Origin of the sequence: Clostridium sp. (genome assembly GCF_050717635.1) — a bacterium.
GTDB lineage: Bacteria > Bacillota > Clostridia > Clostridiales > Clostridiaceae > Clostridium_AD.
In genome coordinates this window covers 90,862-111,757 of the sequence record NZ_JBOITO010000039.1, presented here as the reverse complement: position 1 = coordinate 111,757, position 20,896 = coordinate 90,862, and the positions used below count along the sequence as shown (strand labels likewise).

General features: G+C 30.0%; 23 protein-coding genes and 1 pseudogene. 21 read left to right on the top strand and 3 right to left on the bottom strand.

Annotation, left to right across the window (positions count from 1 at the left end; all coding sequences use genetic code 11):
* Positions 1 to 47: 47 nt before the first annotated feature.
* The 4 genes from ACREWB_RS19425 (at position 48) to ACREWB_RS19410 (ending at position 2,150) form a co-directional block, all read left to right on the top strand.
* Positions 48 to 737, top strand: a complete 690-nt coding sequence (locus tag ACREWB_RS19425; RefSeq protein ID WP_431549119.1) for a hypothetical protein — start codon at positions 48 to 50, stop codon at positions 735 to 737.
* Positions 738 to 1,303: 566 nt separating this feature from the next.
* Positions 1,304 to 1,783, top strand: coding sequence for a DUF1016 N-terminal domain-containing protein (locus ACREWB_RS19420; protein WP_431549118.1), 480 nt, complete (start codon positions 1,304 to 1,306; stop codon positions 1,781 to 1,783).
* Positions 1,780 to 2,028: a hypothetical protein gene (locus ACREWB_RS19415; RefSeq protein WP_431549117.1), complete on the top strand. Its 249-nt coding sequence runs from the start codon at positions 1,780 to 1,782 to the stop codon at positions 2,026 to 2,028. Before ACREWB_RS19420 ends, ACREWB_RS19415 begins: the two co-directional genes overlap by 4 nt.
* Positions 1,995 to 2,150, top strand: a complete 156-nt coding sequence (locus ACREWB_RS19410; RefSeq protein WP_431549116.1) for a hypothetical protein — start codon at positions 1,995 to 1,997, stop codon at positions 2,148 to 2,150. The genes ACREWB_RS19415 and ACREWB_RS19410 overlap by 34 nt, the downstream gene beginning before the upstream one ends.
* Before the next feature lie 495 nt (positions 2,151 to 2,645).
* Here the strand turns inward: ACREWB_RS19410 and ACREWB_RS19405 are convergent, their stop codons facing one another.
* The gene (locus tag ACREWB_RS19405) at positions 2,646 to 3,212 is read right to left on the bottom strand and encodes an ATPase (RefSeq protein WP_431549115.1); all 567 of its coding nucleotides are present in this window, start codon (positions 3,210 to 3,212) and stop codon (positions 2,646 to 2,648) included.
* A 2-nt stretch (positions 3,213 to 3,214) separates the two neighbouring features.
* On the bottom strand, positions 3,215 to 3,379 hold the full coding sequence (locus ACREWB_RS19400) for a hypothetical protein (RefSeq protein ID WP_431549114.1): 165 nt from the start codon (positions 3,377 to 3,379) through the stop codon (positions 3,215 to 3,217).
* A 139-nt stretch (positions 3,380 to 3,518) separates the two neighbouring features.
* On the opposite strand from ACREWB_RS19400, the gene ACREWB_RS19395 reads away from it, so the two are divergent.
* The 8 genes and pseudogenes from ACREWB_RS19395 to ACREWB_RS19365 all read left to right on the top strand — a co-directional run bounded on the left by ACREWB_RS19395 (position 3,519) and on the right by ACREWB_RS19365 (position 12,874).
* Positions 3,519 to 3,695 (top strand): DUF2357 domain-containing protein, encoded by a 177-nt coding sequence (locus ACREWB_RS19395; protein ID WP_431549113.1) that lies wholly within the window; start codon positions 3,519 to 3,521, stop codon positions 3,693 to 3,695.
* Between the two features lie 43 nt (positions 3,696 to 3,738).
* Positions 3,739 to 3,837: pseudogene (locus ACREWB_RS21810) on the top strand (hypothetical protein); the annotation flags it as partial.
* A 51-nt stretch (positions 3,838 to 3,888) separates the two neighbouring features.
* Positions 3,889 to 4,116, top strand: coding sequence for a hypothetical protein (locus ACREWB_RS19390; RefSeq protein ID WP_431549112.1), 228 nt, complete (start codon positions 3,889 to 3,891; stop codon positions 4,114 to 4,116).
* Positions 4,117 to 4,177: 61 nt separating this feature from the next.
* Complete coding sequence (locus tag ACREWB_RS19385; protein WP_431549111.1) at positions 4,178 to 5,203, top strand: helix-turn-helix transcriptional regulator; 1,026 nt, start codon at positions 4,178 to 4,180, stop codon at positions 5,201 to 5,203.
* 160 nt (positions 5,204 to 5,363) lie between these two features.
* Entirely contained in the window at positions 5,364 to 6,503 is a 1,140-nt protein-coding gene (locus tag ACREWB_RS19380) for a restriction endonuclease-related protein (RefSeq protein ID WP_431549110.1), read from the top strand.
* A 2-nt stretch (positions 6,504 to 6,505) separates the two neighbouring features.
* Entirely contained in the window at positions 6,506 to 9,532 is a 3,027-nt protein-coding gene (locus ACREWB_RS19375; RefSeq protein WP_431549109.1) for a pPIWI_RE_Z domain-containing protein, read from the top strand.
* Positions 9,519 to 12,146: a pPIWI_RE module domain-containing protein gene (locus ACREWB_RS19370; RefSeq protein WP_431549108.1), complete on the top strand. Its 2,628-nt coding sequence runs from the start codon at positions 9,519 to 9,521 to the stop codon at positions 12,144 to 12,146. Before ACREWB_RS19375 ends, ACREWB_RS19370 begins: the two co-directional genes overlap by 14 nt.
* 536 nt (positions 12,147 to 12,682) lie before the next feature.
* Positions 12,683 to 12,874 carry a hypothetical protein gene (locus ACREWB_RS19365; RefSeq protein ID WP_431549107.1) on the top strand — a complete coding sequence of 64 codons (192 nt, stop codon included), beginning with the start codon at positions 12,683 to 12,685 and terminating at the stop codon, positions 12,872 to 12,874.
* Positions 12,875 to 13,015: 141 nt separating this feature from the next.
* Here the strand turns inward: ACREWB_RS19365 and ACREWB_RS19360 are convergent, their stop codons facing one another.
* A complete protein-coding gene (locus tag ACREWB_RS19360) occupies positions 13,016 to 13,198 on the bottom strand; it encodes a hypothetical protein (protein ID WP_431549106.1) in 183 nt (60 codons plus the stop codon).
* Between the two features lie 618 nt (positions 13,199 to 13,816).
* Here ACREWB_RS19360 and ACREWB_RS19355 point away from each other — a divergent pair.
* The 9 genes from ACREWB_RS19355 (at position 13,817) to ACREWB_RS19315 (ending at position 20,878) form a co-directional block, all read left to right on the top strand.
* Positions 13,817 to 14,851, top strand: a complete 1,035-nt coding sequence (locus ACREWB_RS19355; protein WP_431549105.1) for a DnaD domain-containing protein — start codon at positions 13,817 to 13,819, stop codon at positions 14,849 to 14,851.
* Positions 14,852 to 14,916: 65 nt separating this feature from the next.
* Entirely contained in the window at positions 14,917 to 15,450 is a 534-nt protein-coding gene (locus ACREWB_RS19350; protein WP_431549104.1) for a sigma-70 family RNA polymerase sigma factor, read from the top strand.
* Positions 15,451 to 15,534: 84 nt separating this feature from the next.
* Positions 15,535 to 15,759, top strand: a complete 225-nt coding sequence (locus ACREWB_RS19345) for a DUF1659 domain-containing protein (protein WP_431549103.1) — start codon at positions 15,535 to 15,537, stop codon at positions 15,757 to 15,759.
* Positions 15,760 to 15,814: 55 nt separating this feature from the next.
* Positions 15,815 to 16,051, top strand: coding sequence for a DUF2922 domain-containing protein (locus ACREWB_RS19340; RefSeq protein WP_431549102.1), 237 nt, complete (start codon positions 15,815 to 15,817; stop codon positions 16,049 to 16,051).
* 115 nt (positions 16,052 to 16,166) lie between these two features.
* A complete protein-coding gene (locus tag ACREWB_RS19335; protein WP_431549101.1) occupies positions 16,167 to 16,751 on the top strand; it encodes an N-acetylmuramoyl-L-alanine amidase family protein in 585 nt (194 codons plus the stop codon).
* A gap of 778 nt (positions 16,752 to 17,529) precedes the next feature.
* Entirely contained in the window at positions 17,530 to 18,171 is a 642-nt protein-coding gene (locus tag ACREWB_RS19330) for a hypothetical protein (RefSeq protein WP_431549100.1), read from the top strand.
* A 99-nt stretch (positions 18,172 to 18,270) separates the two neighbouring features.
* Positions 18,271 to 18,594 carry a virulence RhuM family protein gene (locus tag ACREWB_RS19325; RefSeq protein ID WP_431549099.1) on the top strand — a complete coding sequence of 108 codons (324 nt, stop codon included), beginning with the start codon at positions 18,271 to 18,273 and terminating at the stop codon, positions 18,592 to 18,594.
* 800 nt (positions 18,595 to 19,394) lie between these two features.
* Positions 19,395 to 20,006 carry a transposase gene (locus ACREWB_RS19320; protein WP_431549098.1) on the top strand — a complete coding sequence of 204 codons (612 nt, stop codon included), beginning with the start codon at positions 19,395 to 19,397 and terminating at the stop codon, positions 20,004 to 20,006.
* Positions 20,007 to 20,272: 266 nt separating this feature from the next.
* Positions 20,273 to 20,878: a hypothetical protein gene (locus tag ACREWB_RS19315; protein WP_431549097.1), complete on the top strand. Its 606-nt coding sequence runs from the start codon at positions 20,273 to 20,275 to the stop codon at positions 20,876 to 20,878.
* Positions 20,879 to 20,896: the final 18 nt, after the last annotated feature.

Here is a 20,896-nt window from a genome sequence, read left to right as displayed (position 1 = left end):
ACGATGGACACAAGCGTAGACCATTGCCATAACACAAAAATAATATAATGAATATATATAATGAACAGATATCAAATGTTGTAAAACTATTGCATGAAGAAATAGGGCAAAGGCTTGAAACAAAGGGCAACCTTTGGCAAGATGTAGGCAAACAAAATCTTGTGCTACGCGCCGAGATGTCTTATGAGCTTGGTGCAGGTACACTTCCAGCTGTTAGTTTTTTAGGAGTAACCTCATCTAAGGAGCTTGTGCCAACTGATAGCGCGCTACTTTGTGGGAAAGATTTGTCCCAAATCAGCACAGATACACCCTATGCCAGAATAACCTTATTACGAATTAATGATGAGCTTTTAGGTAAAGGTGATGCAATATATGATGCAATGCGTCACCTTGCAAATACACGCTATAAAGTAAACCCAAAAGGTTTTATGAGTCGTATTTCTACAAGTAACAATCATGAACCTGTTAGGGTAAGTAAGATCGCTTTGGAAGAGGGATTGAGCTTTTCTAAGGTGGCTAGGTTGTTTTTAGACGCCTATAAAGCTCATAGAGAGGTAATTGCTGTACAGATCATTTTTGTAACGCTACCAAATTTTAATTACGGTGAATTGGTGAAGCTGGCACAAAAAAATGATCAAATCACAACTGCGCTTGACCACATTTTGCGTGATGTAAAAATGGATTGTGCAAGCTGCAAGCTACAATCAATATGCAACGAAGTCGCATCCCTGGTGTAACTGTTACTGATTGGAAGGTAACTGTGACTTGGGAAAAACAGTAAACTGATTAAGTGGGATTTAGAGTGAGTATCAGTGGCTTGAGTAGTTGAAAAAGAAAAGAAACATAGAAAATAGTAGAAGAGATTTCTGAATAAGGGATCTCTTAAAACATATCTAGATAAAAATAGTTAATTACCATATATCTACTTTGGGGAAATTCTATAAAGGTGATAAAATAGATGCTTTTATACTTGAACTTATTCCTAAATCAAAGGATAAACCAGAAGATGAGCAATTAGAGGATGAAGTTATTTTAGAACATTAATTAGACAATGAATTTGTAGCTGTAAATATGGACGAGACCACCTTTCCTTTTAGTAAAAAAGTATTAGATAGAGCTAATACCATTGAATTCAACAAGGTAGATTTAAAATACAATTTTGATGGATTATTCCATTGTTCAAAAGATATTACCTAAAATGGGTGGTAGCGGTGGAGAAGTTTTAGATATATTAGTTGAGCAAAAATTTATTAACGTTAACATAAGCCAGGGATATTAAAAATGTCCTTGGCTTATGTTATAATTGTCTAAATTTAAAAAGTCTATGCAAAAGGTGGTTTTAAATAAAGAGTTGTTACTATTATATTGGAACATAGGTAACACAATTTTAATTTATCAAGATAAAGAAGGTTGGGGAGCTAAAATAATTGACAATATTTCAAAAGAAGTAAAAGATGAGTTCCCAGATTTGAAGGGATTTTCACCAAGAAACTTAAAATATATGAGAAAATTTGCAGAAGAATATAAGAAGAGTGAATTTGTGCAAGAGGCACTTGCACAAATTATATGGTATCATAACATTACATTAATAGAAAAAGTTAAGGATAAAGATAAAAGAATTTGGTATGTTAATAAGATAATGGAGAATGGTTGGAGTAGAAATACTTTAGTGCATCAAATTGAAAGCAATTTATTTGAAAGGCAAAATAATGAGATAAAGACAACGACACCTAATAATAAGCTGGCAGTAGATGCTTTAAAAGATCCATATATGCTTTTATGATAAGATCGGATCAATTATTTGAAGACAAGGAGAATAGTATGGATAACTATATATTTCTAACCGATGAAGGATACACATTTATGACAAATTCAGAATCAGATGTGCCAGATATAGAAAACTTACAGGTTATAGGAATTTCTAATGGAAATAATGAAAAAGAGGCATTTTATAAAACTATGAACCATCTTGTTGTCTTTGTGATGATGAAGGGTTGCGTGGAAATAAAGCTTATTGTGAAAGCTTAGATAAATTTTTATTAACAGAACATAATGAGATTGAATTAATGGAAAGGTTTAAGAAGGAAGGATTGTTTATTGAAAATGGATTTGCTATATGTTTAGATGGTGATGTCATCATTGAAATTTAGTATGGTGAAAGGGAATGTGTAGCTATGGAAATGAAGGACAACTGATGTGGAGCTAAGGAATGCAAAGTAGTGCTAAAAAGTTATGATTATTAAAAGAATGGAAACAAAAAAACTTGGGGACAACCATTAAGGATACTCCTGAGATTTTTCAGTGGTTTTTTCGTTGTAAAACTTATTTAATTATACAAAAAAAGTACCTACAGCTCAAACACTTTTTTTCTAAGTGTCTAGTCTATAGGTACCAGTTTAAAACAACCTTCATAGCTTTGAAAAACGAATATGAAGGAAGAATATAGCCATAATATAAGAAAATATAGTGCTCCACTAAATCTGAAATTTTCATTGTGATTGCCTGATTATGGGATTTAATATTGCTTTAGTATTAAGTGTGGCGTTTATGTCGAGGGGGAGTAATAAAGTCTTGTTTGCCATGATAGTTTATATTATTGCATTAGTGAACGCAAAAATAGCTATTAAAACTATAAGTTTTAATAGCTATTTATCTAACAGATTATTTGTCCAGTTTGGCATATTTTTATCTTTCCAAATTAGATTACCATCCTTGAAATCAATTATCTCTTTAAATATTTCTGTATTATCATATATGGTGATTTCATCACATACTTCAATGACTGCTTTTAAATTCTTTAGTGAGGAATAATACCTTCTTTCAATTGTATCATCAGATATTCCATGTCCGCCTTTACTCACTCTTATTTTAACTCTATCCTTTGCAATTTGAGGATTTTCAACTCCTATATAATTCATAACTATATAGAAACCATTTTCTTTTGCCATCTTTATGTTTTTGATTATGCTTTTGCCAGATAACGTAGTCTCTTGGTTAAAAGATATTTTTTCTGACATATAAATCTTTATTAGTTTCACGGCCTCTCTAGCAGATTCCATTTGAAGATTATTATCTTTCCATGAGCCTATACGAGCTACCATTTCATCAGTATTTATTCTTTTTTCATCTTTATTTTCATTGTAATAAATCGATTTATAAATTGATGTTTTCCCAACACCGTTAGCGCCTGCAAATATTGTGTAAGTTGGCATAATTAGTTACCTATAACCTTTTTTTGTTCTCTTTGCAGAACCATATTAGATAAAACAATATAAAAATCCTGCTCTTCTTTGCTTTTTGCCGTCTTAAATAAATTCTTTAATTGGCTATAAGAGCAATTCAAAAAAATATCATACATTCTATTACTTTCATTTTCCATACCTAATACCTCCAATTCAAACTATTATATAATATTATATAACAATATGCTAAAAAAACAAACTATATTACGGTAAATAGCAATTTTGCTTCATTGGGTAGGGTAACAGTGGCTTGGAAAAAAGAGTAAATGACAAACTGTGAAGGTGGTTTGCATACTAAACTATGTTTATGATAAATTAATGAAGGCTATTAATATAGTACTATTAAAGCCTCATCATGAGCTAATAGTGGATAGTAGGGTATGTAAATATCAAAGCCTAAAGAACACTAGTATGGATACTATAAAATGGCTAGAGAAAAGACCTCATTTTTAAAAGAGGTAGATAGTGATTATAGGAGGCTGGCACTTTTTATTATGGAAAGATAGTAGATATAAAGGTTGTGAAAAGAAATAAGATAAGAGAAATTCCTAGTGATTCTGAAGAGGATTATTATGTTTTTAAAATAGAAGAATGAAAGAAGCTTCACAGGAGAATTGAAGTTAAAGGCTATCAGGTGGTAATGGTTATGTACACTACGGAATATTTACTTAATAATGCTGAAATAGTTACGGAGCTTTGCATTAGGTCTAAAGAAGAATATAGGTTATGGCGGGAGCTTAAGAGAGTAGGTTCTTTAACTGAGACGGAGATTGGGAAAAGTATTAATAAGGATAGTAGTATTGAGGGTTTTTCTATGGAGGTAATGGGGAGGATTATTGCTGTTGATAGCATCTATAATAAAGGAGAGATTTAACCCTGTAGTTATTAAATAATCAATTGATATATATATCCTGTTAATATATAATAAAATTAAAATGTTGGAAATAGGTGATGAAGTGGTAAATAAGTTTTATAAATTTTATAAATTAATAGAAATACTTCAACAAGAAACAGATGAAGAACATATATTAAGCATGCAGAATATTCAGAAGAGGATTTTGGAGGTAACAGGTTACGAAATAGACAGAAGAACTGTGTATGAGTACATAAAAACTTTGTTAGAATTGGGTTTTGACATAAGTAATTATAGTGAGAATAAAAAAGGGTATTTTCTGCAGTCAAGAGACTTTGAGGAGCACGAAATAAGAATCTTAATGGATTGTATAACAGCCTGCCAGTTTATAACACTTAAAAAGACAAATCAACTATTTGGTAAATTAAAGAAGTTGAATAGCGATTATGTGACAAACAGGCTAAAGGATCAATTATATGTTGATAATAGGTCAAAATCTAAAAATGAGCAAATATATTATAATATAAATAATATTAATGAAGCTGTTATAGAAAATAAAAAAATAAGTTTTAATTACTACCACTATAATATTGGAAAAGAATATATAGCCATGAAGGCACAGGATGGTAGTTTAAAGATATATAATGTAAGCCCTATATCAATGATATTGAAAGATGATTGTTATTATTTAATTTGCACTTCAGATAAATACGACACTATGACTCATTATAGAATAGATAGAATGCAAATGGTGGAAGTGCTTGATGAAGCAAGAAGGAACCTAAAAGAGATAGATGAACTAAAAGAGGGATTTGATGTTGCCGCATATGCTAAGAAATGCATTAATATGTATTCGGGTAAAGATATTAAAATTGCAGTAAGATTTAAAAAGAAGCTCTTAGATTTAGTTATAGATCAACTTGGTGAAGATGTGGAATTAATTAATGACAAAGATGGTTATTTTATAGCTAGTTTTATAGCAAAGTCATCTACAGGACTAAGTAGATGGCTATTACAATTGGGAAGTGGAGCTATGGTTATAGAACCATTAGAATTAATTAATGAAATTAAAGAAGAAGTGAATAAGATAAAATCATTATATGAGTAGCCTGTACAAGTTTATGTACAGGCTACTCTTGCTTTATTGATGCTATTTTAGGTACACTGTATTAAGAGTACAAATCATATAAATTTATGATTACTATAATAAGAATTCTTAAATAGCAAGTTAAGACGGAGAAGTTACAATTATATGGAGGTAGATAACATTGAATAATTTTATTGAAGATTTTTCATTAGCTTTTGATTTGACGCTCTTAGGTTTATATAAAAAAAAAAATAGTGATGAAGAAGGAGTGTATTGTGCGCTATTAAAAAAAGCATTAGATAAATTTTCATATTTAAATGAGAAATATAGGCTTCTAGGAGCAAACGATGAATATGTATTCCCTTTCCATGAGAACATGTTGATTACAACATTTGAAAAACCTCTATCTTATATGCTTGATAAGCTTCCCCAAAAATTTCGCCAAGATATACAAAGTTCAAGGTTATATCATTTAGATGCACTGCTTACTACAGGAAACAATCATACATACCATTTATTACCAGAAGCGTTTGAAATATTAGAACGTAGGGAGTTTTTTAAGTCTAAAGATAAATATAATGCTGAATTGGAATATAAAGGTCAAAAATTATATTTAGAAATGATTAATAAAGGTCAACTAGAGTATGAGGAAATAAGGTCTTTTTTAACACAACAAGAGAATGCTTATATAGTAGTGGATCGCTTTTCACAAACAGAAGAACAACAAAGGTTTATTAAAGGGTTCCCCGATATTTGTTATATGGCTTATAATAAATTGCCAGAAAGTACGAAAGAAATAAAAGTATGTCCTTGTTGTGGATTAGTGATTAGAGAAAATGATGGGAAAGATTTACGGTGCGTTTCTCAATACTGTAGCCAACACAGCAAAGGGTTTATAAATGTAAAAAGTGTTAAAATAGATAGTTCAGTAATGATTTTAAATGAGGTAGTAGCACACAATATTTATTATCCAGGACAACTTGAAATGCAAATTAAAACTATTTTAAATAAAAAAAAGCTGGAATATATTTTATGGCCCAATATGGATGAATGGGATTTTAATATAATGTTTAAGGATGGTTCAGAATGGCTCATAGATGCTAAGGTTGTAGAGAATCCATATTGGATACAAGCAGATATTGAGGAGAAGATAACTGAAAATTGTAGTGCCGAAAAGATTATATATGTTGTACCTAATAGACGTAGTCAAAAATATTTGCAATGTGTTAGAAAAAGTATTGGTAGTAAAAATATGATATACTGCATGAAATTAAATGAATTAGAAGTTGCATTAAAAAGTAAGATGGGAGAACAAAAATAGAAATGATGAATAAAATTGTTAAGACGTTTAAACAAAACATACAGATTATTGAAGATTGGGCTGCAAATTTTGCACAAATAGAGATTTTATTTTATTTATCTCAAAAAATAAATGAGACATTTTCTATAAATGATTTATATATGTTATTAGGAAGTAGAAATATAATAGTTAAAAATAGTGAATTTAATCACAATGATTTTTTAATTAGTAATGCAAAAAATATTCTGAAAACCATGAACCAATCTAAGGTTTATAGGGATACATTAAAAAAATATATGAGTGATCGTTATGCAGAAGTTAGACTTTATGAAATGAATAACGGGAGGTTAATAAAAAAGAATAGTTTACCTAACCAATATACTGAAAGAGAAAAGGATTATGAACTTCTTTTAACTACACCTATAGCTGGAACAAAAAAAACAATTAATTATATTGATATTTCTAACGGTGACGAATATGGATATGTTAATTGTATAAATGAAAGTAAAAAAATCAATTTCCCAAAAGATATACAGCCATTAAAAAAAATTAATAGAACAAATAAGATAGGGGGAGACATCTTAGTAACGCGTAAAGATCTCATTGCTACTGCGAATAAAATAGATAAAACATTAAAGAAAACTTCAGATGTGTATAGAGAGAAAATCTTGACTAAAAACCCTATTTTAGGAGTTCAACAGAATAAAATAAATAGTACTAATTGTATTGCTTTATCAAAAATAACACATATGATAGGCCAAGTGGGATCTGGAAAATCAACATTTGCTGAAGCTATTACAGTGTTATTAGCTGAAAAAAATTACCGTATAGTTTTAATTGAACCCACAGTTATAGAAAGTATAAATAAGGCCAAATTGTTAAATAATCTAGGTATTAAAGTAGTAAATGTTATTGGAAGCTCAGGCAGAATGAGACATATTAATGCTGCAAGTGAAGACCAAGATTTCTTAAGTGAATATTATTCCGAGGTACTAACACCAGGTTGTTTTGTGGGTGCATTAATTGATGAAAATGATGAAGCTATTAAATATGGGAATGAACCTTGTTATAAAATACAGAAATTTGTAGGTGGGAAACTATCGAGCAATAAAAATTTTCTGTGCCCATTTTTTTATAAATGTCCTAAAAGTAAAGTAGATAAAAATTTACTTTCATCTCAAGTGATTGTTACAACTATAGATGGATTATGTAGTACCTCTATGACAGCTGAAAGAGAGTTATTATTTTCTCATGTGCTTAACAATGTTGACTTAGTTATTATAGATGAGGCTGACAATGTACTCTGTAGGCTTGATGGAATATTTGCACCAGGAATAGGTGTTAATGAATACATTAGTTTAAATACTGGCATTCAATTAGATTACACTAATAGGGATATTAATCAAAAGTTTGAAGCCGAAGAAAGAGAATTTGTGGAGACTATGAATGATTTGGCAAAAGCTCTAGCTGAAATTTGGAATAGAATTAAAGAAGTTAAGACGGGTTTTTCGAAGACAAGATTGAAAAAATTTACAGCGTTACAGTTACTTAATCTTCTTAATCCTGATATCGAAAAGCATTCAGAACTTGTTACAGAAGCTAAACTACCAAAGGATATATGGAAAAGCCTGTATAATTTAATGGGTAATCAACTATCAGATGAAGAAAATATGCTTTTATCCTCAGCATTTAATAATGAAATCTCATTTGAGTACAAATTACGATTAATAAAATGCAATACCAATAGGTTTGATACAATTACGGAAAGAAAAGTTGAATTTATAATTAGGCTTATTAGCTTTGATCAAATTTATAGAAAACTTTCAAATTTAGTTAGAACTAATAATAACTTACCATTATCATCAAAATATATATTGAATCAAAGTTTTAAAGAACATCAAAAATGGCTACCAGTTGCACCAGTTGGTAATATACTAGGATTTGAAACTAAAGATGAAGATTTATTTATTACCAAACAATTTGCCACAGGTAGAGCACTTGCACTTAAATTTCCGTGGCTTAAACTAGACAAAGATGGTAATGCATTAGGGCCAAATGTTCTATTAATGTCAGGAACAAGTTTCGCACCAAAGTCACTTATGTATCATATAAACTCACCAGTTAACTATATTATTGAGTCTGAAAAACATAAGAGAGAATATATTTCTAGATCTGTATTCCAATATACCCAAAGTTCTATATGTGTATCAGGGGTAGATGAAGAGTATAAAGTTAATAATATTAAAAAACTATTGGTGGAGAGTTTAGAAGAGATTATAGACTGTTTGAAAAATGAAGATACTATACTTATGATTGTTAATAAGTATACGCAAGCTGACTTAGTAGCAACTTATTTAAATACACTATTAAGTACTCGTGGATATGAAGATATTGTTACAGCATTAAAGTCTGATTCTGATTTAAGCCTTGGAGAAAATAGACTTAAACGTAGCAAAGTTAAATTATTTAATAATAAAATACTAGTTGCACCGGCTGTATCTGTTGAAAGAGGACATAATATTGTTGATGAATTTGGCAACTCAAAATTTGATACTTTAATGTTTTTAGTAAGGCCAATGAGCGACCCCACAGATTATGAACAACATGTAAAAAAAGTAAATGGTTATATCATGACAAAATATAGCAAAGAGGTACCTTTAGATAGATTAGAAACCTATCTAAAGATGAGACAAGATGCATTCTCACTATATAATAAGTTAACTAGTAATAAATATGGAGTAAGTCAATTGGATAAAGAGTTACAAAAGGATGTTACAGCTACTTTATTTGTTATTATCCAACAAATTTTTGGAAGAATGAACAGAATGGGTGATGAAGTACATATGAGAAGTAAACCGCTTAAAGTATATTTCTTGGATGGTGCTTTTAAAGCAAAGCATAAAAATAGCTATGATTTTCTGAATGAGTTAATTTTATATTTAGACGAATTAATGTCAAATAAAGATTATGGTAATATTGCTAGAACTTTATATGAGCCATTCTATATAGCATTAAAAAAGGGAGGAAATATTTCAAATGATAAATCATAAAGATGCTGATTATAATACGATTTTTCCTATGCACATTAAAATTGAAGAAAAAGTAAGTGAAAAAATTTATTCTTTGGCTTTTCCTAAAACTATAAAAGAGAAACTATTAAAACTTGAAGAAAATTCAAATATAAAGTTTAATAAACAGTTTCATTATTTACCAGTGAATTCACTTAAGAGAATGTTTGTTACACACCTAAAGGGAGTAACAGAAATGAAAAGCCTTTCTAACAATACTGATGATAAACAATGGCTAATAGCATTTGAAGAAATTGATGTTCAGAGAGTTTTAAATATCCTTAAGGTATGGATTGAGGCATTTTATATTGATGAAACTGAATTGGAGAGGGCAAGAATAAATAGTGAGAATGTAAAAGCATTAGCACGACAAATAAGTGATGAAATAAGTATACTGGATTTTCAATCAGTTAGTAGCTGTGATGATGTAGTGTTGTTTGAAAATGGAAAAGTCTTAGATTCTAGAGGGTATGCTATTTTACCACTCAAAGTAGTTAATATATTGGTTGGAAAAGAAATAGAGTTTTTGGGGCAACGAGTTGATTTCTTATATTCAAGCAATAAGGAGGTAGTTACAAACCCTATTAGGTTTACAGATGAAAAACGCGTAGATTATCGTTCTTATGTTATGACTTTTTCGGTTCAGACATTACCACCATATAATGAGGTCTATCTTAATATTGACTTTTCAATTAGACGGTGGATTTCAAGAAATAAATCACATAAAACACCTTTTTTAGCAGATACAAAGGCTACATACATAAAAGTGGACGATCATAAACTTCAAAGAATAAATGTAAAATATTCAAACACATTGAAAAAACTTACTTGGCAAAATGCAGATTATAAATGTTATAATGCATGCTATTTAGGAGAAAAATTACCTGAGTTTAAAGATGTAATAACATATCCAGAAAAATATATTACAGGTAATAGAAAAGATGTTTATATGCCGTTTGAATATGGCATTAACGATATTGAACACAATTCTGACTCAGGCATGCCTTTTAAAGATTATAAGACTTTATTTGAAATTTTAATAGAACAGTTAACTTTTTTATCTGAAAAAAATACAGTGTTAGCAACAAGAGTAAGTGGTTCCAATAAGCCTACACCTTTTTTTAATGAATATTTCTTATTAAAAGATAAAAATAATTTTCTGAAGATTTTAGATGGAGCATTAGGTAAAGAAAAATTAAGTATAGAAATATGGTATAACGATGGACAAGAAGATTTAAAAAATGCACTTTTAGGGAAATTAGAGAATCACTTAGAGGGTTCTAATAGTAGTATTTCTTGTTGTGAATTAGAACATCTAAGTGATAAATTAATTTTAGAAAATGAGAAAATAAAAATCAATTTAAAGGGATTTGAAAGAAGAATAGAAGAAATAGAAGAAAAACTTAATTGTGCTAAAGGGCCTACTATTAGTTTTGTAGTCTTAGGGAATAAGGAAGAATTTGTAGATAATAACAATAAGGCAGATGCTAAATTGGATCCTAAAAAGGCTTTAAGGGTTGGATTTGCTAGAATGGGTAGATTAACACAATTTATAACTCCTAAAGGCTATCGTAATACGGAAAACGAAAGGAATAAGAAAATTGATTTTTATAATAAAAAAGTTCAAGCTTATGAAGAAGGACTAACGGATAGAGAACCAAGAAAATTGAGTAAGAATTATTATGTTAATACTAATATACAACATGCTATTTTAGATGGTTATAGACAACTTGGCTTGCTTTCCGATATTTCGAAAAATAAAACTTTAAGTAATAAAAAAGTTACAGGTGTCCATATTTGTAATTTTAAGAATACGATTTATGGAACATATATACAGCCATTTCCTATAATTATTACTTGTGATTTTGAGAACAATTGCGTGTCAGCATACTGCGATTTTGTAGGTAATATAGATATACCTTATTGGAAGTTAATACTAGGGTTATCAAAAGAACTTTCAAAAGCACCTCTAAGAAACACTAAAAGTATCAAACCATCTTTAAGTGCATTAACCAGACGTATAGATGGGATAGCTCGTGATGAGGGCAATAATATAATTATGTTTGTAGCAGATGGAACAAGTCGTAAATTAATAAAAGGGCTAGCTAATACAGAGATATCAAAAGCTTTTGATAGTGAACAAAATCAAGTTAATGAATTATATATTAATGATGAAATAAATGGAAAAATTGATTTAAAGTCTATAGATAAATTAGCTATTATCCGTTTAAGAGTAAATGATGAGGTGCCAGATTATTATCCTACCATTTCAGAAAAAAATAGTAATAATTTTAAGAGCATATCTGGAGTATTTAAATATGATAAGGTTTTTTATTCACTAGATGATAAAACGTCAGGTGAAAAAGATACATTTAATGGTGATCATAGTAAAACAGAAAAAGACCAGAGATATTCTCATAGAAACATTATAGAATTGTATCCTTTATTTATATCTCAAAGAAGTGAAGAAAGAGTGGTAGAAAATTTAAAAGCAGTACATGATTTAAGGAGTGCTTCATTACAGTATACTTCCCAGAAGACAGTGTTGCCGTTGCCACTGCATCTTGCCCAAAAAATAGAAGAGTATATTATATAAATAATTGATTATTTGTAGATTTTACTCTTACTTGTAAAATTGGTAGCTAGTGGGGTGTGAAGCACCCCAAGCACCCCACTAGGGTAACTGTGACTTGGGAAAAACAGTAAACTAATCAAGTGGGATTTAGAGTGAGTATCAGTGGCTGGAGTAGTGGAAAAAGAAAAGAAACATAGAAAATAGTAAAAGAGATTTCTGAATAAGGGCTCTCTTAAAACATATATAGATAAAAATAGTTAGTTATCATATATTTACTTTGGGGAAAAGTATAAAGGTACAGTTATTCATAAGTAACAAAGAGTTTCCTGCAATAGTTTTATGGCCAAGATCTAACGAGAGCTCAGGATGCGAAGAAAAAAGCATAAAAATAAAGTCTAAACATGTAAGATTAGTTCCTGAAAAAATTATTTAAGTAGAATTAATTTAGTTAACAGTACAAAACTTAAAGAAAATGGCGTTAAAGGATTTGCTTTTCAAACTGAATTAAGTGAAGAAACTGTTATTTATATAGAATCTATTAATTAAAAGATGAAAGGTTGAAGTTTCAGCTTAAAGACTTTTGGAGCTGGAATCAATCTGATATTTTAAATAATGCATTAAGAGGTGTATTAGCTGAATATATTGTTGCCACTGCTATTGAGGCGAAAAATGAAATTCGTATTGAATGGGATGCTTATGATTTGGTAACTAAAGAAGGTGTAAAAGTCGAAGACGCTTATTTAAAATAGAAGAAGACAAGCTAAGATCATTTAATAATGGCATAGCTTGTCTTCTTTTATTATTCTTCCATCATCTAAATCAATAAGCTAGACATAAACATTTGATTTTAGAGATTCAGGCGGCTTATTTACAAAAGTGTTAAAATATAACTACTTGCCATGAACATCGTCCTCCTGCATTTCTATATAAGTATGGGTTATATCATTACCACTAGACTTTGGGCTAGGAATTTCATTTTTGCTTAGTATATCGATATGATTGTAATTCACATTATTGCAGTATATAACCTTATTGTTAATCTCTATCTTTATTATTCCTTCTAGTTTATACATTTTTATCTCCCCCACATAACAAATATAACAAAACGAACATATGTTCTAACTTATTATATACGGATATAGGAAAATTTTCAACATTTAAATTAAAATTGAAAAAAATAACAAAATTAGTATGCTATTTTATACAAATCAGTTAATTATGTAAAAATCTTATATAGGAAGCTAAATAGTGCCATATGTTTTTTTAACATATGGCGCTAAATTTATTAAAGTTATTTTTTGCTGAAAATTAAATAAAGGTTTGTGATGCTAAGTATGAAAGGGCTATTTATCCTGTACTATTATTCCTAATCTATTATCTGTTCTTCCCAGGAGGTAATCTGCAGAGCATTGTAAATAATCATTTCAATAGTAAATATTATACAATAAATATATGATATTAAAATAAATGTTACCGAACATATAAAAATTAATTGACTTATTACCGTTAAGATAATATAATTAAGTTACCATATGAACAAAATTACTTTTAAGGTGGTAAGTTAATGGTAGTTAATTAAAATTAAAAGCTTTAAGTTACCGAAATAATAAACATGGAATAAGACTTAATGATTATTAAAGTTCAAGAAAACACAGAGAAGCAAGCTGCTTCGATAAGAGGGAGGGTTAACAATGGCTAAATATAGACAGCTGTATACTGAGTTCTGGAGTGATGGTTTTGTAATGGATTTGACACCTGAAGAAAAGTTTTTCTATCTTTATTTAATGACTAATTCGAAAACTAGTCAGTGTGGTATTTATGAACTTCCAAAACAAATCATAGTTACTGAGACTGGATATAATAGAGAAACTATAGACAAGCTTCTTAATAGGTTCTGTGAGTACAATAAGATAATTTATTGTGATGAAACAAAGGAAATCATGATTTTAAACTGGATAAAATATAATCCGCCAAACAACACAAATTCAATAAAATGTGTAAATAAAGAATTGTGTAAAGTGAAAAACTTTAAGTTTATAGAGATATTTTACCAGAGGTGTGAGGTGGAGGAGTTAGAGGTAGAGAAAATATTTGAGGGGCTTCATAGGGGCTTACAAGGGGCTACTAAGGATACTCCGAATATTAAATCAGTAAGTGATGAAAAATCTTGTGATAATCAGAAGACTGAGGAAAATCAATGCTTTGCACCTTTATACAATACTGAGGGAAGGGGCTATGAAGGGGCTTATAAGGGGCTACCAAGTAATAGAATAAGAAGTAATAAAGAAGAAATAAAAAGTAATAAGCAAAAATCAATAAATAAAGAAGAAGAAGTAAGAAGCACTAAAAATAATTCTGCTGCTGACAATTTAAGTGTAATTAAAATTTTCGAAAATAATATTCATCCATTGTCACCATTAGAACATGAAAAGCTAATGGACTTTACAGGTGATGTAAGTTGCGAAGTGGTTATTATGGCAATTGAGGAAGCGGTAAATTATAACGCTAAAAATATTAAGTATATAACTAAAATAATAAACTCCTGGATAGGCAGAGGAATTAAGACTGCGGACGGTGTACGTGTTTACCAAAGGGAATGGGATAATAAAAAGAATTCATCTGCTAATGAAAATAGAAAAAAGGGTACTTTCTGTGATTATGACCAAAGGCAATATGACTTTGATGAGCTTGAGAAAAAGCTATTGGGGTGGAGTGAGCCTGAGTAGGAAGTTAATTAAAAAGTGGACAAGATGTTGATTATTTTAACATATTAGAAAGGATGGTGTGTATTATGGAAAATCTAGTTAGAAAAGCTAAAATTAATGAGGGTGGGGCAACAGAAGAACTAACAGGAAGATTCAAATATCTAATATTCAAGGAGGCGACTAGGTATCACATTCCAGGTTATGATTTATCGGATCTTGTCCAACACGGATATTTATCAGTGTTAAAAGCTATAGCTATGTACAAGCTAGGAAGCAACAGTTTTAACGGGTACTGTATTAATTCTATAAAAATGAACTATAAAGCTCTTTTAAAAGGGCAGATAAAGCATTATAGGGAAGTTCCAAATAGTGACATGCTGGATTTTGATCTTTCGGGTAATTATGAATTCACTCTAGAGGATGAGGTTATAGCCTTTGACGAAGTGAAAAAACTATATGCCGCCATTGATACACTTGAGCCATTAGAGAGAGAAATAATAGAAAAATATTATATTTTAGAGAAGTCACTAGGAGAAATAGCCTGTGATAGTGATAAAAGCTACCATCAATTTGCAAGACTTAAGAAAAAAGCCCTAAAAAAACTAAAGGCCCTTATATAAATTTATATACGTCAATAAATTTCCGCACAAAACTTTTACGGCGCATATATACTCAGTGAAAACAAAATGAAAGGAGTGATTCAAATGGCAGTTGTATCAACAAAGGTAGCCAGCGCACTAAAACTTACTATGAAGGTAGGAGTTGACATCAAGGGTAAAGACAAGTATGCAACAAAAAGATTAAGTAATCTAAAAGTTGCTGCAGTAGACGCGGACATTTTTGCTGTAGGAGAAGCTATCTCAAACCTCAAAACTTATCCATTATTCAGATTAGACAGAGAAGATCAGTTTAACTTAGTTAGTGAATAGTCGTTCCAAGTCAAAATAAACTTCAATCAAATAATTTAGAAGGAGGGAAAATGATATGCATAAATTAGTTATGAGATTTTTGACACAAACAGAAGGTAAGTATTTCACGTTAACTGTAGATGACATCAAAGCTGATGGAGATGGAGTTCCATCCATTACAGAAGCTGAGGTAAATACTCTTATGAATTTAGTCATTGCAAAGAACATCTTTGAATCAGCTAATGGTAACTCAATTGGCAAGAAAGATGCTAAAATAGTTAGCACTGATACTAGTGTTGTTGCTGTAGCTTAGTAAAATAGTGCCCTGTGACTATAATGGTACCAATAGGTTCCATTATAGAAAGGGCACTTTTTTTCGATGATATCATGGAAATTTAAAAAATAGATTAAGAGGGAGGGTGAAAATAATGGCTAGATTATGTTTTGATTATGGTCACGGTGGAAAAGATAGTGGGGCCATATATAGAGAACGGAAAGAATCTAATGATGTTTTAAGTTTAGGTAGAGCGATAGCTACAGAAATTAGAAGATATGGAGTTATAGTAGATGAGACAAGAAATAGTGATGCCACAGTAAGCCTTGAAGGTAGAAGTGATTTTGAAAATAGAAATACATACGATTATTTTATATCCTTTCATAGAAATGCGTATGTACCTGAGAAAGCTAAAGGAGCTGAGACTTATACCTACATAAATACAGGTGCAAAGTCTAAAGCATTAGCTAAAAGGGTACAGGCAGCACTTGTATGTTTAGGTTTTGTAGACAGAGGAGTAAAGTCTGCTAACTTTCATGTGCTTAGAGAGACTAAGGCCCCAGCAATACTAATTGAGATTGGGTTCATTGATAACACTAATGACAATAATGTTTTTGATAGTAAAAGAAGTGAGATTATTAAAGCATTAACGAAAGCTATTCTTACAGAAATAAGTGTAAGCTATATTGAAAATTCAGTAGTAACAAAACCAGCAAGTAAAGAACCCCCACTAGGGTAACTGTGACTTGGGAAAAACAGTAAACTGATTAAGCGGGATTTAGAGTGAGCATCAGTGGCTGAAGCTGTTGGTGCTAATAGGGATAATCAAAGATTTAAGTTGAGACCTGTTAAACCAGATTGGTAAGATGCAACAGAGCTATTAGGCTACAGAAATATTGAAAATAAGCTTGTTCCAGTTATTATTATTATTATTATTATTATTATTGATGCTGCCTATGATGCCATGAAGAACATAGTTAAACTTAATTAATTAGCTGGAAATCCTGATACCTATAGTTAACTGAGTTTTACAGCATACGTAGCTTTGTTTATGATAAATTAATGAAGGTCATTAATTTAGTATTATGGAAGCCTCAGCATGAGCTAATAGTGGATAGTAGGGTGTGTAAATTAAGAGTTTTTAGATAAGTTAATAAATGAATCTTTTTACTCTATATTTGAAAGATCACTTGTTCTTTAGGACGAGAGAATTATATAAAAAATGAATACTTTAAGGATAGAACAGTTCTTGTAGGATCTTTACGAAATAAAGAACAACTTGATATAAATCTAAAAGGAAAGTTTTATCACACCCAATGTAGCAACATAAATTGTAATGGAGAGGATATTTGATATTGGGAGAGATGTACCCAATTAATTTGTATATTCTTCTGAAATCATTTATCAATATCTACATAGATATATAAGAACATATACTAGTTTTTAGAATAAGTAGTTGATCCATATATATTTTTATGATAAGATCGGATCAATTATTTAAAGGCAAGGAGAATAGTATGGATAATTATATATTTCTAACCAACGAAGGATACACATTTCTGCCAAATTCAGAAGCAAATATGCCAGATATAGAAAATTTACAGGTCATAGGAATTTCTAATGGAGAAAACCCAAGAGAGGCTTTTTATAACTTAATGAGTCAGAGCGAGAATTTGATGGAAACATCTTTTGATGAAGTCTTTTGTTATGAGCTGTCGAATAATTATAAGGAGTCCTATTTAGAATTTAGTATAAAAGATGATTATGATATTAAGCTATATAAGCATAAAGAAACTAATAGGTTAATAAGTAAAATAAAAGATGATATGGATTTAGATATAAATGAAAGCCATATGGTTTTAAATGCTATTTTCAATATGGTGAATAATAAATTTTCCATAGCTTACGATATTATTATGAATGAGCGCCACTGTAATTATTATTTTGATGTTAATAACTACTATAAACTTTCTTGCTGTCTTTGTGCTGATGAAGGGTTGTGGGATAATAAAGCTTATTGTGAAAGCTTAGATAAATTTATATTAAAAGAACATAATGAGAGTGAATTAATGCAAAGGTTTAAGAAGGAAGGCTGGTTTATTGAAAACGGATTTGCTATATGTTTAGATGAGGATGTCATCATTGAAATTTATAAGTAAATGTTCCAGTGGTTTTTTTGTAGTGAAGTTTAGAGCTAACAATATTTATTAATCTTATGAAATAAAGAAGGTGTTTTAATGGAAGGTATAAACCAATCTGTGCTCTACACAGGAGTAGATGGAGATGTGAAATTAAAGATGTTTCTTGAAGAAGAGACACTTTGGCTTTCACAGAAACTGATTGGAGAGCTATTTCAAGTTGAGTCGAATACCATCAATTACCATATAAAAGAGATTTTTAAAAGCAGCGAATTAGAGGAAATAGCAACTACTCGAAAATTTCGAGTAGTTCAAACAGAAGGAAGTAGAGACGTTTCGAGAGATGCCCGACGGTTAGCGATCTCAGTCGTGTCTCCTTCAAAAGTACCCTTGGGGTATTTATTTTTACATGTATGTAAAGATAAACAGTTAAATGTGGACTAAGGATAATTGCGAGTGGGTGAATAGCTAGCTTGGGAATAGATTCTTAACTATAAGCAATTATATATTCCTAACCGACGAAGGATACACATTTATTCTAAATCCAAAATAAATATACTAGATATAGAAAACTTACAGGTTATAGTAATTTAAAAAGGAGAAAACCCAAAAGAGATTTTTTATAACTTAATGAGTCAGAGCGAGAATTTGATGGAAACATCTTTTGATAAGGTTTTTTTTATAAGCTATCGAATAATTATAAGGAATCTTATTTAGAATTTAGTATAAAATATGATTACGATATTAAGCTATATAAGTATGAAGAAATTAATAATACATTATTAACACCAGGTACATTTGTATCTGGTGTTTTATTTTGCAAATTAAGAGGAAAATATAGTATTTTGTGGAATATAGTAATTATATTTCAAAATACTATAAGGCTTGAATAATAAATAAATAAAAACTAATAAAAACTAATAAAAAATGTGTAATTGCCTATGATTATAATAACATAGAAAAACGTTAAATTTAGATGTGAAGGAGATAATATAATGGATAAAATGTGGGAAATATGTAAAAAGTGTGATTTTATGCTTTTATGCCTATAAATATAAAGAAAATGCAGTAAACATACGTGTCAAAGCATCACCACAGAACCAGACTTCAGCCTATGCCCTTGGACAATATAAATCAATAAATGAATTGCGTGTATTGAAAATAAACAAGGCAGATTTTTAGCAAGTGGGCTGCAAACACCTCACTAGGGTAACTGTGACTTGGGAAAAATAGTGAATGATAAAATGATTAAAAATAAAAAAAGTGTAAATAATTATAACTATAGTAAAATGAATGGAGAAAGAACTATGGCTAAGAAGAAATTAGTATGGTATCCAGGAGCAATGTATCATGTGACTAGCAGAGGAAATAGAAGAAGTGATATTTTTAAGGAGAAAGAGGATTATTTAATTTATTTAGATGTTGTAAAAGAAGCATTAGAATATTATAAAAATAGTTATGAAGTTATAGCATATACTTTGATGACAAATCATGTTCATTTACAAATAAAAACTAAAGATAATCATATATGGCACTTAATGAGTAGGATAAATAAAAATTATGCTAGAAATTTTAATAATAAATATAATTTTGTTGGTCATGTATTCCAGTCTAGATATAATGGAGAAATTATTGAAAGTGATGAATACGTATTAGAAGCAAGTAGATATATTCATTTAAATCCGGTTAGAGCAAATATGGTAGAAGCAGCGGGAAATTACCCATGGAGTAGCTATTCGGTGTATATAGGAAAGAAAAAAGAAAGTTTTATCCAAAGTGAAATATTATTATCCTATTTCAGCGGAGACAGAGAAAAATCATATAGAAACTATGTTGAAGGTGAAACTTACCATTAGGGTAACTGTGACTTGGGAAATAGTAGAGCAATGTCTGTGGATGGGAAGGGTGTAACATATTATAGACCTTGAAGAGGGAAACATTAACCTCACACAGAGGAGGAGAAGCAATGTGTGAATCGTTAATTTAACAGAGGTAATTTACACATTAAAAGTCAAATTAAATAAATTAGATGTAAATAGCAAACCTATTGTATAGTGAAGAAAGTTTTTCATTATATTATAGGCTTTTTTGTAGTAAGATAGATAATAAGAGAGGTGTTTTTATGCAAAAACTATTTTTATCTAAATTAATAGCATATGATTATTGGCTAAATATGAGGAAAGGCTTTTCACAATATGGTCCAATTCAAAGATGTCCATGCTGTGGCAAGATAGGCCGGTTTAAAAAACATGGCTATTATAAAAGATACTATAATTGCAAAGAATTCTCGGATAAAATTGAAATACGAAGATATATTTGTCCAAGTAAAGGCTGTAATCATACTATTTCTATGCTGCCTAACTTTTGTCATCCTAGATTTATCAATGGGATAAAAGAAATATTCATATGTTTGACGGAATACTTTGAGAGAAAGGGCACTGTTAAAGAAGTTTTGGAGATTGTAAAGAAATCAACAGGTGTGAATTTATCAAGACAGCTATTATATTACTATTTTAAAAGGCTTATTGATAATTTACGCTATATAAAATCTACATTAAGAGTCTTAGATTCTAAGATAAAGTTGCCAGAGGATTTGGGGGATAAAAAAGAAAAAGCAAAGAAAGTATTAACTCTCGTGAATAATTGGTCATGCCCGATCAATATGCTTTCACAGAGATTCCATGAGGAAACGTTAATAACTTTGCTTTGCAAACAAAAACCACTTTAATTGTAGCATTAATTTAAT

What these genes read in the sequence shown, in the direction of transcription:
- ACREWB_RS19415 (WP_431549117.1), top strand. Translation starts at nt 1,780, where the DNA reads ATGATAAGATCGGATCAATTATTTGAAGACAAGGAGAATAGTATGGAT.
- ACREWB_RS19400 (WP_431549114.1), bottom strand. Translation starts at nt 3,379, where the DNA reads ATGGAAAATGAAAGTAATAGAATGTATGATATTTTTTTGAATTGCTCT.
- ACREWB_RS19315 (WP_431549097.1), top strand. Translation starts at nt 20,273, where the DNA reads ATGCAAAAACTATTTTTATCTAAATTAATAGCATATGATTATTGGCTA.
- ACREWB_RS19355 (WP_431549105.1), top strand. Translation starts at nt 13,817, where the DNA reads ATGGCTAAATATAGACAGCTGTATACTGAGTTCTGGAGTGATGGTTTT.
- ACREWB_RS19370 (WP_431549108.1), top strand. Translation starts at nt 9,519, where the DNA reads ATGATAAATCATAAAGATGCTGATTATAATACGATTTTTCCTATGCAC.
- ACREWB_RS19385 (WP_431549111.1), top strand. Translation starts at nt 4,178, where the DNA reads ATGTTGGAAATAGGTGATGAAGTGGTAAATAAGTTTTATAAATTTTAT.
- ACREWB_RS19360 (WP_431549106.1), bottom strand. Translation starts at nt 13,198, where the DNA reads ATGTATAAACTAGAAGGAATAATAAAGATAGAGATTAACAATAAGGTT.
- ACREWB_RS19340 (WP_431549102.1), top strand. Translation starts at nt 15,815, where the DNA reads ATGCATAAATTAGTTATGAGATTTTTGACACAAACAGAAGGTAAGTAT.
- ACREWB_RS19375 (WP_431549109.1), top strand. Translation starts at nt 6,506, where the DNA reads ATGATGAATAAAATTGTTAAGACGTTTAAACAAAACATACAGATTATT.
- ACREWB_RS19425 (WP_431549119.1), top strand. Translation starts at nt 48, where the DNA reads ATGAATATATATAATGAACAGATATCAAATGTTGTAAAACTATTGCAT.
- ACREWB_RS19335 (WP_431549101.1), top strand. Translation starts at nt 16,167, where the DNA reads ATGGCTAGATTATGTTTTGATTATGGTCACGGTGGAAAAGATAGTGGG.
- ACREWB_RS19330 (WP_431549100.1), top strand. Translation starts at nt 17,530, where the DNA reads ATGGATAATTATATATTTCTAACCAACGAAGGATACACATTTCTGCCA.
- ACREWB_RS19350 (WP_431549104.1), top strand. Translation starts at nt 14,917, where the DNA reads ATGGAAAATCTAGTTAGAAAAGCTAAAATTAATGAGGGTGGGGCAACA.
- ACREWB_RS19320 (WP_431549098.1), top strand. Translation starts at nt 19,395, where the DNA reads ATGATTAAAAATAAAAAAAGTGTAAATAATTATAACTATAGTAAAATG.
- ACREWB_RS19405 (WP_431549115.1), bottom strand. Translation starts at nt 3,212, where the DNA reads ATGCCAACTTACACAATATTTGCAGGCGCTAACGGTGTTGGGAAAACA.
- ACREWB_RS19345 (WP_431549103.1), top strand. Translation starts at nt 15,535, where the DNA reads ATGGCAGTTGTATCAACAAAGGTAGCCAGCGCACTAAAACTTACTATG.
- ACREWB_RS19390 (WP_431549112.1), top strand. Translation starts at nt 3,889, where the DNA reads ATGTACACTACGGAATATTTACTTAATAATGCTGAAATAGTTACGGAG.